This is a genomic window from Pseudomonadota bacterium (genome assembly GCA_018823135.1).
GTDB lineage: Bacteria > Desulfobacterota > Desulfobulbia > Desulfobulbales > CALZHT01 > JAHJJF01.
Genome location: JAHJJF010000016.1, coordinates 1 through 11,627, shown reverse-complemented (window position 1 = coordinate 11,627; position 11,627 = coordinate 1). Strand labels below are relative to the sequence as shown.

Annotated in this window: 10 protein-coding genes; 4 read left to right on the top strand and 6 right to left on the bottom strand. The window is 46.9% G+C overall.

Annotated elements, in window-relative coordinates; all coding sequences use genetic code 11:
* Nucleotides 1-14: 14 nt before the first annotated feature.
* The 3 genes from KKE17_01075 to KKE17_01065 all read right to left on the bottom strand — a co-directional run bounded on the left by KKE17_01075 (nucleotide 15) and on the right by KKE17_01065 (nucleotide 4,042).
* Complete coding sequence (locus KKE17_01075) at nucleotides 15-884, bottom strand: ParB/RepB/Spo0J family partition protein (GenBank protein MBU1708574.1); 870 nt, start codon at nucleotides 882-884, stop codon at nucleotides 15-17.
* Between the two features lies 1 nt (nucleotide 885).
* Entirely contained in the window at nucleotides 886-1,704 is an 819-nt protein-coding gene (locus KKE17_01070) for a ParA family protein (GenBank protein ID MBU1708573.1), read from the bottom strand.
* Between the two features lie 187 nt (nucleotides 1,705-1,891).
* Entirely contained in the window at nucleotides 1,892-4,042 is a 2,151-nt protein-coding gene (locus KKE17_01065; protein MBU1708572.1) for a cation:proton antiporter, read from the bottom strand.
* A gap of 364 nt (nucleotides 4,043-4,406) precedes the next feature.
* Here KKE17_01065 and KKE17_01060 point away from each other — a divergent pair, with 364 nt between their 5' ends.
* From KKE17_01060 to KKE17_01045, 4 genes are all read left to right on the top strand, one after another.
* A complete protein-coding gene (locus KKE17_01060) occupies nucleotides 4,407-4,979 on the top strand; it encodes a manganese efflux pump MntP family protein (protein MBU1708571.1) in 573 nt (190 codons plus the stop codon).
* Between the two features lie 238 nt (nucleotides 4,980-5,217).
* Nucleotides 5,218-6,519, top strand: a complete 1,302-nt coding sequence (gene thiC / locus KKE17_01055) for a phosphomethylpyrimidine synthase ThiC (protein ID MBU1708570.1) — start codon at nucleotides 5,218-5,220, stop codon at nucleotides 6,517-6,519.
* A gap of 206 nt (nucleotides 6,520-6,725) precedes the next feature.
* Nucleotides 6,726-7,058 carry a hypothetical protein gene (locus KKE17_01050; protein ID MBU1708569.1) on the top strand — a complete coding sequence of 111 codons (333 nt, stop codon included), beginning with the start codon at nucleotides 6,726-6,728 and terminating at the stop codon, nucleotides 7,056-7,058.
* On the top strand, nucleotides 7,030-7,773 hold the full coding sequence (locus tag KKE17_01045) for an endonuclease III domain-containing protein (GenBank protein ID MBU1708568.1): 744 nt from the start codon (nucleotides 7,030-7,032) through the stop codon (nucleotides 7,771-7,773). The genes KKE17_01050 and KKE17_01045 overlap by 29 nt, the downstream gene beginning before the upstream one ends.
* A 70-nt stretch (nucleotides 7,774-7,843) precedes the next feature.
* On the opposite strand, the gene KKE17_01040 is transcribed toward KKE17_01045, so the two are convergent.
* From KKE17_01040 to rnr, 3 genes are all read right to left on the bottom strand, one after another.
* Nucleotides 7,844-8,218, bottom strand: a complete 375-nt coding sequence (locus KKE17_01040; protein MBU1708567.1) for a response regulator — start codon at nucleotides 8,216-8,218, stop codon at nucleotides 7,844-7,846.
* Nucleotides 8,219-8,311: 93 nt separating this feature from the next.
* The gene (locus tag KKE17_01035) at nucleotides 8,312-9,091 is read right to left on the bottom strand and encodes an RNA methyltransferase (GenBank protein MBU1708566.1); all 780 of its coding nucleotides are present in this window, start codon (nucleotides 9,089-9,091) and stop codon (nucleotides 8,312-8,314) included.
* Nucleotides 9,084-11,261, bottom strand: a complete 2,178-nt coding sequence (rnr, locus tag KKE17_01030; protein ID MBU1708565.1) for a ribonuclease R — start codon at nucleotides 11,259-11,261, stop codon at nucleotides 9,084-9,086. Before rnr ends, KKE17_01035 begins: the two co-directional genes overlap by 8 nt.
* Nucleotides 11,262-11,627 lie beyond the last annotated feature (366 nt).

Sequence of the window (11,627 nt, the reverse complement as noted above, 5' to 3'; positions counted from 1 at the left end):
CAATGGAACCTCGATCACTTTTTAACAATCAACTCCAGCAACCGCTCCAAATCATCAACGGAATAATATTCAATCTCGAGCCTGCCCCTGTCTCCTTGCTGGACTATCCGACACTTCGTGCTCAAATATCGGACAAGATCATGGGATAAAGCCTTACAATACGATTCCGGGATTCCATCAGTAGTGGTTTTCCGCGGCTTGGATATGGGTTTTGCACTCTTCTGCTTTTTGGCTAATTCCTCAGCTTGCCTTACGTTCAACCCCTGATTTACAATTTTATCCCTCAACTCTCTGACCACTTCGGGATCACTGATTCCAAGCAAAACACGAGCATGCCCCAGGCTCATTACCCCATCGGCTACATCCTTTTTGGCATAATCCGGCAATTGTAAAATTCTAATCAAGTTTGCGACGGTAGACCTTTCTTTCCCGACCTTTTTTGCTACTTTTTCCTGTGTGAGCCCAAACTCTTTCATAAGTCGATCATAGGCCAGGGCTTCATCAAGGGGATTTAAATTTTCACGCTGGATATTTTCTATTATTGCCAACTCCAGTCGCTCGATATCGGTAACATCTTTGACCAATACCGGCACCTCTGTTAATCCAGCAAGTTTTGCGGCACGCCACCGCCTCTCACCGGCAATCAATTCATAAACACCCAGCTCTCTTTCAGTAACAATCAGAGGCTGCAAAACACCCTTTTCTTGGATCGAGGCAGCCAATTGATCCAGATCGGATCCTTTCATTTCCTTTCTTGGCTGATATGGATTCGGCCGAATATCATCAATCTGGCAAATAAAATACTCTCGACCCTCCCCGTCTTCCTCGATATTCCCTGGAAGCAACGCATTCAAGCCCTTACCCAACGCCCGCGTCTTTATCATTTTAAGCCACCTTCTTTTTTTGTCTTTGCCTTTTAACGAATTCTTTGCCCAGACTCAGATAACTCAAAGATCCCGCTGAAAGCGGATCATACACATTGATCGGCTTTCCATGACTAGGGCACTCGCTCAACCGCACATTTCTGGGTATTACCGTATCATACACTCTATCATGAAAATGCTTCTTTATCTCTCGGGCAACCTGATACGTGAGACGGTTCCTTCTATCAAACATTGTCAACAAAAGTCCCTCAATAGACAGCCTTTTGTTGTATGAATTTTTCACCAACCGTATAGTTCTTACCAATTGCCCCAACCCCTCAAGAGCGAAATACTCACACTGCATTGGGATAATTACTGAGTCTGCCGCAGTCAAGGCATTCAAAGTGAGCAGACCAAGGGACGGCGGACAATCCACAAACACATAATCATAATCCTTAAGAACCGGCGCCAGAATATCAGCCAGAAAACGCTCCCTTTTAGGGGCGGACATCAACTCTATTTCGACCCCCACGAGATCTATATGGGTCGGCAAGACAAACAGATTCGGAACCCCCTGGACACCACAAACAGTTTTCTCAGTCGCCACCTCGCCAAGAAAACAATGATACAAATGGCTTTCTATCTCCGAAACATTAACACCAAGGCCACTCGAGGTGTTTCCCTGGGGATCTGAATCAACAACCAAAACCGACCGCCCCATACTGGCCACCGCTGCTGCCAGATTTATCGCTGTCGTTGTTTTCCCCACCCCGCCTTTTTGATTGGCCAGCGCCACAACCTTTGCCTTTTTGCCGTTCTTTTCCACCGCTACACCGCCCATATTATTTGTTGAATCACCAAATCGCCAAAACCCACATACCACTGAAAACATTTTTCCCGCTCGCTTACAACAATTTTTTCACTTTACCCAAAAATACCCTTGCCCAGACACCCAAAAACCCACAAGGGATTGTTTCACGTGAAACAATTAAATAATATTGTGTAAAATCAAATGGTTATACAACAATTCAGTTTGATTGTTTGCTCGAATGAACAATAAGCATCGATTTATTGATGTTCTGGGCGACATCTTCAGCCAAAGAACCAAAAAAGAATCGCTGTATCCTTTTTGTCTGCGCCGAGGACATAATAAGTAAATCATGGGATTCTGCTTCTTGAACAATTGCCTGAAGGCGGGTCTCGGTCGCTTCAACCTTAATACGAACAAATCTAGCCACCCCTTGTTTCTTGGCCCACTCAAAAAGATCGGCTTCAGCATTTTCAATATGCTCCTTAACCGCATCCGGCGGAAGAAGCCTTAATACCGTAACTTGATGTCGGCCTGCGCAACACAATGAGGAAACCGGGTCTCCCAGTGTACGCATGTCTTCGATGGAAGTAATCGGCACGAGAATTTTTTCAGTATGCAGCGTTTCCGCAAAACGAACAACAATTACCAGGCATGTCGCATTTTTCGCGACAGACTCTATAACTCCCTGAAATTCCTGAGAACTTTTCTTTAAGGGATGCCCAATAATTATTGCCCGTGTACCTGGATTATCAGTCACGGACAAAAGAGCCGAAACAATGTCATCCGAGTGGATAATTTGCGTTTCAAGTCTATAACCCAGGGAGGCGACTTCTTGAGAAGCAAGTTTAAACAATTGAGGCGCTGAGTCGGTTTCTTCAAACAGATCATTATCCTTTTTTTGCGGCATAACCACATGAACAGCCAAAGGCGAAGACATGAAATAATGAGAAAACAACGTTGCAATTCTTGCAAGACCAGCCGCAGTTGTTGGGAGTGAAAGACCAAAAACAACGCAACCCTCAAGCCTTCGAGGCGGAATTAACTTACCCCGTGTCCACTTGGACATATGAAAATCATCCAACGTCATATCCTGAGAGCCGTTATAACTCTGGGCTGAAGCCAGCTTGTTCCGGTGATTTGCACATTTTTCAGCAGCACCATGCGACTCACCGGACTTGTCAAATGCCAGCCGGGCACAGACAGGTCCTGTAAGCTCAGAAAGAAACACCCCGGCAAGTACAACCGGGGTAATAATGGAAGAAAATACCGTCAAACCGGGTTCACTTTTTATCAAGAAAATAAGCCCGATCGCAACACCTGCCTGTGGCATAAGAGCAAGTCCGAGATATCGTTGTACAGTGGGTGGCGCCAAGGCCAACCGTGCACCCAAAGCAGCACCACCCATTTTCCCAATTCCCCTCAAAAAATAATAGGAAAGAGCAAGCCATCCGACGATCATAACAGAAGAAAAGTGAAGGTGCGCACCGGCCAGGGAAAAAAACAGGACGTATATCGGTGCTTCAAAGGCTTGCAGCACCCGAAAAAGGCGCACGTCCCGCCGATGACGGTTAATAACCGTAAAACCTGCGGTCATTCCAGCTAAAAGAGGCGAAAGGTCCATGAGCCGGGCGCCCTCGCCGCATAAAAGCAAAAGGGCGAGCCCCGCAGTAAGAAGTTCGTTTTTATTTTTAAGTTTCTGACCGAAAAAATCAATCAACATGCCGGTCAAAACTCCAAGCATCAATGATGTCAAAATCTCGGCCAAACTTCCAAAAATAATCGGAACCACCGCGCCACCGGCTCCCACAATATTTCGAGCAATGGCAACAGCAACACCAAAAATCATGATCGCCAGGCCATTATCTATCGCAACTACAGCCATTAAAGTAGTGGTAAGCGGACCGGCAGCCCTGGCTTCACGCATGACATGAAGAGTTGCCGCTGGTGCGGTTGCAACAGAAACAGCGCCAAGCAAAAGAGATAAAACGACGATTTCTTTAAACGCCCAGCCGCCGACGCATGCGCCAACATAGAGAGAAACCAGCAGGGTGCCACAAAAAACCAAACTAAAAGCACCGATGGTTTCACCAAGTCCGATAATAAAAATTTTATTAATTATGACTCGAAGCTTTTTAAGTTCAAGATGTTCACCAATGCCAAAAGCAATGAGCATCAGGGCAATTTCTGTGAAATGATTTAATTTCTGTCCGATAATCTCGTAGGATACAAAACCCAAACAGGAAGGCCCCAAAAGAACGCCGGCAATAATATATCCGGTAACTGAGGGGAGACGGAGAAACTGGCCGAGTTTTGCAAATAAAATCCCGACACTGAGCAGAACAGCCAAACCCAAGGTTACATTCTGCATAAATATCTCCTGCCTGGTGAAAGCTTAAAAAAGCTGGCCATAAAATCCAAAAATGATTTTAATAAAATTTAAGTGTTTTCTCAATCACATATGGTCGTTAATTCCTTAACCGGTCGATAAACACTGGATTGCGTCGGTTAAAAAAAATGAGACATTTCGATGTCTCGCATACTCGGCGCTCTGTTCGATTTGGGGTTACAGCTGGTGGGAGACTCCATGGAAGACGAAAAAAAACCCGCAGGTGTTTTCCAATATCGGCGCATGGAGACCTCGCTGTTCTCACTGTAATAATTTTTAACCATGACAATACGGTACCAAAAGGACCATTTTTGACCAGAGACAAGATTTCTTTGAGCATTTTTTCATGAGCAACACCTCGATACTTTTAATCGCTTTAGCGCTTGCGGTTGACGCTTTCTCCGTAGCGCTTGCAGCAGGTATTTCTCTGCCGGAGGTCGGCCATCGGCACACCTTCAGGTTATCCTGGCATTTCGGCTTGTTTCAAGGCCTGATGAATATTTTAGGGTGGGCCGCCGGTTTGTCGATCAGAAATTTTATAGAATCTTATGCGCACTGGGTTGCGTTTATTTTACTCGCCATTGTCGGGGTGCGGATGATTATTGAAGCAAGGCGGGATAAACAAGACGCCAGCAAAACTGATCCAACCAGGGGGAAAATGCTTGTTTTCCTTTCAATAGCAACGAGCATCGACTCGTTGGCAGTGGGAATAAGTTTTTCACTTCTACAGATCAGCATATGGATTCCGGCGCTGGTCATCGGCATTGTCGCGGCCCTGTTCACCGCTGTGGGGCTGCATTTGGGCAATTATGCCAAGTCACTCACCCGTATTGGCTCCTGGGCTGAAGTTATGTGTGGATTTCTCCTCATCTTCCTCGGGTTGAAAATCCTTTATGATCACGGCGTATTTCAAACATGAAAAATTCAGCCCGGCCCCTGATACCGTTCCAGGATTTCCTCAATCCGCCGATTTTTTCAAGGCGTCCTGCTGTCTCTCTTTTACGTTGACATGATTACAGAAGCGTTGGTATGTTTGTTTCTTTTCAAATTTATTGAATCAACCGGCTGAAACAACGTGGCAAATTTCATCTTTTTTCTCAAAATCAATTTATTACTGGCTGACTGAGGGTTAACAGTACTGGAGCAAGGATACAACCATGAGTATTCGCGAAGACGCTTTAAATAATAACAAAACCCCACTCCTGAAAGCATGCGCGGCAAACGAGGGGATCTCCGTTGAAACATTAATTGAGGGCGTTGCCAGCGGAGTGATTGCGGTTCCTAAAAACAACAATCACAACTTTGAAAGAATTATGGCGGTGGGAAGGGGCATCTCAACAAAAGTCAACGCGAATATCGGCTCCTCCAAAGATCATCCCGAAGCTGAAAATGAACTGCAAAAACTGTGTGTCGCCCTTAAAGCCGGTGCTGACACGCTAATGGATCTCAGCATGGGAGGGGATCTGCGCCAAGTCCGCAGAGAAATCCTGGCCAACTGCCCGGTACCCCTTGGTACGGTGCCGATCTATCAGACTGTGGCCGAGGTTGTCGAGGGCCAGAAAAAACAAATCGGCGAAGTAACCGTTGACCACATCTTCAAAACCATTGAGGAACAGGCTCTTGATGGCGTTGACTTCATGACCATTCATTGCGGAATTAACCGAAACACATTGGAAAAAGTCAAAGGGCACAGCAGGTTGATGGGAGTTGTGAGTCGCGGCGGTTCTTTTACCATTGAATGGATGAGCCACAACAACAAGGAAAACCCCTTGTATGAACATTACGACGAGCTCCTGGCTCTTTTAAAAGAACATGAAGTAACCTTGAGCCTGGGTGACGGAATCAGGCCGGGATGCCTTGCAGATGCCACCGACCGGGGCCAGGTGCAGGAACTCATCCACCTGGGTGAACTTACACTGCGAGCCTGGGATGCCGGGGTACAGGTAATTATCGAGGGTCCCGGGCATATGCCGATGAATCAGATTGAAGCCAATATCATGCTTCAGAAAAAGCTCTGTCACGGAGCTCCTTTTTATGTTCTCGGACCACTGGTTACCGATATTGCGCCAGGTTATGATCACATCACCGGCGCCATTGGCGGAGCAATCGCCGCCGCCGCCGGAGCTGATTTTCTCTGCTACGTGACTCCTGCCGAACACCTTAAGCTTCCCGGTGCCGATGATGTACGCGAAGGAGTGATCGCCTCAAGAATCGCCGCCCATGCCGGGGATATTGCAAAGGGCCTGCCTGGGGCTATGGATAAAGATATCGCCATGGCAAAATGCCGAAACAACCTGGACTGGAAAGGACAGATTGCGCTTTCCCTCGATCCTGAAAAAGCCAGGCGCTTCAGGGATGAAGGCGGCACTTACAAGGGCGATGCATGCAGCATGTGCGGCTCATACTGTGCCATAAAGGTCTATAAACACGCCACAATGAAAAATGAGTCGCGCAACTGAGCTGCTGGTTTTCTTAGAAGAAGCGGAACCTGCCCGGAAACAAGACTTTTGCCCGTGAACAAAATTAAGGAAGTCTGAAAACTTGCTGAATAAATAAGCGCAGGCATATGTTGCATATTTCGAGTATTATTTTTTTGTATGATGCAGTGGTCAGTAAAACGATCAGTTCCGGACAGAGAGTTACATCCGGTTGAGGAGGAAAGGACATGCCTGGTTTCCTGGGTTCAATTTCGGAATTCATAAACTCCACAAACCTGCCGGATCAAGTCAGCAAGGTTGATATCCCCGGTGTTTTCAGCAATCCATGGTTCCTTGTCCCCTTTATTGCCTACCTGGGTTACTTGCTTTATAAACAGTCCTGGAATTCCATGATTCTTGTCGCTTTGGGTTTTGGATTATGGTTTTTTTCAGGAACGACTTACATGAAGAACATGGTAGACGGCGAAATAGAGTTAAACAATATCGCGCCGGTGCTTGCCGTGGGCGTTGGAGCAATCGCCGTGGTTGTCTATGTGCTTTTTATGCGCTCAGACGACTAAGGCCAATCTCACAGACATCAGACAATGGCCATTAACCTCAAACTTTTTTTTTCCAGTGTCTCAACACATCCTCGAAATATACAACAAACTATATGAATATTTCGGTCCCCAGCATTGGTGGCCCGGAGATACAACCGTCGAAATCATCGTCGGCGCGGTGCTGACCCAGAACACCAACTGGACCAATGTTACCCGCGCCATAGAGAACCTCAAACAAGAAAACCTCCTTTCGCTGGAGGCTCTTGACGCCATCCCTCTTGACGCTCTTGCCGAACTAATCAGGCCTTCCGGATACTACAATCTCAAAGCCAGGCGATTAAAAAACCTGATTTCAGCCATCAGTGCTTTAATGAAGGAAGCCCCGGCCCCCTCAGGTGATCCCGATACTTTTTTTGAAATGTTCGATATCCACGAACTGAGAAAAACTCTCCTGGCGGTAAAGGGGATAGGGCCTGAAACTGCTGACAGCATTATCCTTTATGCGGCGGGAAAACCCATGTTTGTCGTTGATGCATATACCCACAGGATTCTCAATCGGCACGGTCTGGTTGAGGAATATGCCGAATATCATGATATTCAGGATTTATTCATGGACTCACTTCCGGAAGATACGACGATTTATAACGAATACCATGCGCTTTTAGTGAGACTGGGCAAGGAGTTCTGCAAGAAAACAAACCCACGTTGCGATTTTTGCCCCATAAAAGAGTCTTAGGGAGAGAAAGATTATCCCTGGGAGGAAAAAGCACCCTTCCTGGCCGCAGGTTTTTGTAGAAGTAAATGTTTTAACAAGGGTTCAAGGCTGCCTTGACCGCATCAATAAAAGCCTTGTACTCAAAAGGCTTGGCAAATGTCTTGAGCACACCGAGTTTTTTAGCCACAGCAAGATACCCTTCCGGGTGGCCGTATTCTCCACCTCCGGAAATAGCAATTATTTTTATATCCGGATAATCGCGCCTCAACTCAATTATCGTCTCAATGCCTTCCTTTTCAGGCATTACGATATCCATAATAACCAAATCTGCGGGGTGCTGCCGGTAGATTTTAATCGCCTCAGATCCGTCTGCTGCTTCATCGACGTCAAAACCGGCATTTAACAACATCTTGCAAAGCGCTTTTCGAAACGGAACTTCGTCATCTACCACCAATATGCGTGCCATAAAAACAAACCCTTTAACTATTTGGTTTACTGTGTGTCTTGCAGATATTTTTTTAGCCGGCAGCCGCTCCGTGAGGGTTTTGAACAAAAGACCTCATTTATCGCCAAATCCCCCTGTTGATATTTTCTTATCATACCAGAGAAATTGCCGGCAGAGACCGCGTAAAATCCTTACATCCCTCGCCCGGAGATGGATTCTTCCCAGGAAATGCCTGATGTTTCCCATCCAGTATTCATAATCGGTTTTTTTTAAAAAACCTATAGTTGTCAATACATTCTCAAGATGCTTGTACATCTCTTCGATTTCGAATGAATCGGCAAGTTTGGGCTGAAAACGGGTGTTCTCATCTCTGGATGCCTGAAGGGTTGCCATGTACATTTCATAGCAATGTATGGCTACTGCCTGGGCCAGATTCAACGACGAGAAATTTTCCGTGGGAATGGTACTCGTCGTGTGGCAATACTTCAAGTCATCGTTGGTAAGCCCCCTGTCTTCCGGCCCGAAAAGCAGCGCAACCAGGTTGTTTTGCAGAATTGGCACCGCCGCTGCCGCAACATGTCTCGGGGTTTGAATGGCTCTTCTTTTTCGACCCAGACGCGCTGTAGTGCCGATGACAAAGGAAAACGGCGAAAGGGCGCTTTCCAGGTCTGCAAACAGTTCCATCTCTTCAATCAGGTGCGCGGCATTGTGAGTCGCCATTTTGAGCATTCTTTCCTTGTCCGGCTTTTCCGCGGCAACGACAATCAACCGGCTTATCCCCATATTCATTGCACTTCTGGCTGAAGCACCGATATTTTCAGGATATTTCGGTTCAACCAGTACTATGGCGACGTTTGCAATCAGTCTGGCCGGACTTATAGCAATTTCAACCATGTTCTTTTTCTTCGGCAATGACAAAATTAATATGACGTTTTCTTTTATCCACACTCTCGAGTTTGACGCGGAGCAAATCACCCAATCGAAAAATCTTTCCTGTCCGTCGTCCCAGGAGACGATGGCTCTCTTCCTCATATTGATAATAATCGTCCTTGAGGGCGGTCAGTTCAATGGCGCCGCCGATAAAAGTATCAAGCAACTCGATGAACAAACCAAAGGTTGTGACCCCGGAGATGATACCGTCAAAAACCTCGCCCTCACGTCCGGCCATGAATCGGACCTTCAAGCGATCAACCATTTCCCGTTCTGCGTCCACGGCAACACGCTCGCGCTTTGAAAGAAAAAGACCTGCCTCGTCTGCCGACACCGGGGTCTCATCAGCGCCGGAACCTAGAAGCTCGGAAAGTTTCCGGTGAACCATCAAATCAGGATAGCGCCTGATCGGTGAGGTAAAATGGGTATAAAAATCAGCGGCCAGGCCAAAATGACCCACATTGTCAGGAGAATATTTGGCCTGTTTCATGGTGCGCAGCAGGAGATTGTTGACTATATATTCCTGAGGGGTGCCGCGGGTCAGATCAAGAACCTTACCGAACCAGACGGGAGAGCCGCTGTCCCCGGGAAGCTTCAGGCCCATGGTTCGCCCGAACCCGGAAAATACCGCGACCTTAATCGGATCAGGCTTTTCATGAATCCGGTACAGAGCCGCATTTTTCTTATCAAAGCCGGTTGACAGTTTTTCAGCAACCGCCTCATTGGCCGCCAGCATGAATTCTTCAATCAGCTTGTGGGCCCGGTTTCTTTCCAGCCGGTTAATGCCGGATATTTCGCCGTTTTCATCGATTGCAACTTCCGCTTCCGGTATCTCAAAGCCGATGCTGCCCCGATCCATTCTTTTTTGCTCAAGAAGAAGGGCAAGCGCCCCCATATATTCGAGGTTTTCAAGAATATCATGATATTGCCGGCGGCTTTCATCGTCCTTATCCACAAGAATTTTTTTGACAATGGTATAGGTGAGACGGTAACGACTGCGAATGATACTTTTGGAGAACTGCATCTCCTTTCGAGTGCCATTACCGTCGAAGTCCAATATGGCGGTAAAAGAATACCTGTCCTGTTCAGGAACAAGACTGCACAGGTTGTTTGATAGTTTTTCCGGCAGCATCGGCACAACCCTGGTTGGGAAATAGACGCTTGTGCCGCGCAGATAGGCTTCCAGGTCCAGGGCTGTTCCCGGCTTTACATAATGACTGACGTCGGCAATGGAAACATAGAGCCTGAATCCGGACCTGGTCTTGATAACCGCCACGGCATCGTCAAAATCACGCGCGGTTTCGCCGTCGATGGTTACATGCTGGATGTCCCGAAGATCAAGCCGGCCCTTTTCCATGACAATGTTTTCATCAAGGGCGGCCACATAATCCATGGCTTTGGGGCTGAATTTAAAGGGCAGCTGGAACTTGCGGATGACGATCTCGTTTTGCACGGCTATATCATCAGGATCACCTAATATCTCAATAATTTTCCCGTCGGGGTTACGCTTGCCCGGCGTATAATGTTCAATTTCGACAACAACCGATTCACCGTTTTTCGCGCCCATGGAATTTTCTTTGCGAACCAGAACCTGAAACGGAAACCGGTCATCTTCAGGATACACCAGGCCGGTGCTGCGACCCGACATATAATCTCCCACAAGAACGGTTGTTCCCCGTTCAAGCACCTTGATGATAACGCCTTCCATGCGGCCCCGGCGACTGGCGACAATCCTCAGAAGAACCTTATCCCCATGGGTTGCGGAGCTTAACTCTCTTTCAGGAATAAAGACATCCTGCTCAATGACTACCCCGGGGGGTGGCTCTGAAACCGTGGCAAAAGCAAAGCCGCGCGGATTAACGCTCAGCATCCCTTCAACAAAGTCTTCCTTGCGCCGAATTGAATAAAACCCATCGTCATCCTGGAAAAGGACCTTCTGGCTGCACAGCGCCGTCAGCAGATTTTGCACTTCCTTTCTGTGACCTCTGGGAATATCAAAACCGGCCATGACCTCCTTGAAGGTCGTCAACCCGTCACGACTGTAAATAAAACCGATAAGGTCTTCCTCAGAAACAATGCCGCCAACCCGGTTGGTTCGTGCAAAAGATGACCGGGGTTTCACTGTTTCCGTCATATATTTTTTGCCTTTTTGCTTTCCGTGCCTTCCAAAAGCTGCCTTTTTTCCTGATTGTCTTTTCTGCGCCAACTTTTTATCCCCCTGTCAAGTAAACACACCAGCCACTTTTTATCTGGCAAGATAATGGGTTTTTATGAAAAAATATAAAAAACGGCTTCTTTATAAAAAAGCGCTCGACTGTTACGCTTGACCTCTGTAACATACTGAAATTATTAGATGCGGTTTACAGCCGTAAATTATTAGCATTAAATAAAAGAACGGCGGAACCGGTTTGTTGATTCTATCATACCCTGAAAAAAGGAACTAATAAATTGTCGAAATCGTCCTTTCAAGAATTTTTCAGATGCGCAGCAAAGCAATCCT

Excerpts from the sequence above, each read along its gene's own strand:
- KKE17_01075 (MBU1708574.1), bottom strand. The coding sequence starts at position 884 with ATGATAAAGACGCGGGCGTTGGGTAAGGGCTTGAATGCGTTGCTTCCA.
- KKE17_01070 (MBU1708573.1), bottom strand. The coding sequence starts at position 1,704 with ATGGGCGGTGTAGCGGTGGAAAAGAACGGCAAAAAGGCAAAGGTTGTG.
- KKE17_01065 (MBU1708572.1), bottom strand. The coding sequence starts at position 4,042 with ATGCAGAATGTAACCTTGGGTTTGGCTGTTCTGCTCAGTGTCGGGATT.
- KKE17_01060 (MBU1708571.1), top strand. The coding sequence starts at position 4,407 with ATGAGCAACACCTCGATACTTTTAATCGCTTTAGCGCTTGCGGTTGAC.
- thiC (MBU1708570.1), top strand. The coding sequence starts at position 5,218 with ATGAGTATTCGCGAAGACGCTTTAAATAATAACAAAACCCCACTCCTG.
- KKE17_01050 (MBU1708569.1), top strand. The coding sequence starts at position 6,726 with ATGCCTGGTTTCCTGGGTTCAATTTCGGAATTCATAAACTCCACAAAC.
- KKE17_01045 (MBU1708568.1), top strand. The coding sequence starts at position 7,030 with ATGTGCTTTTTATGCGCTCAGACGACTAAGGCCAATCTCACAGACATC.
- KKE17_01040 (MBU1708567.1), bottom strand. The coding sequence starts at position 8,218 with ATGGCACGCATATTGGTGGTAGATGACGAAGTTCCGTTTCGAAAAGCG.
- KKE17_01035 (MBU1708566.1), bottom strand. The coding sequence starts at position 9,091 with ATGGTTGAAATTGCTATAAGTCCGGCCAGACTGATTGCAAACGTCGCC.
- rnr (MBU1708565.1), bottom strand. The coding sequence starts at position 11,261 with ATGACGGAAACAGTGAAACCCCGGTCATCTTTTGCACGAACCAACCGG.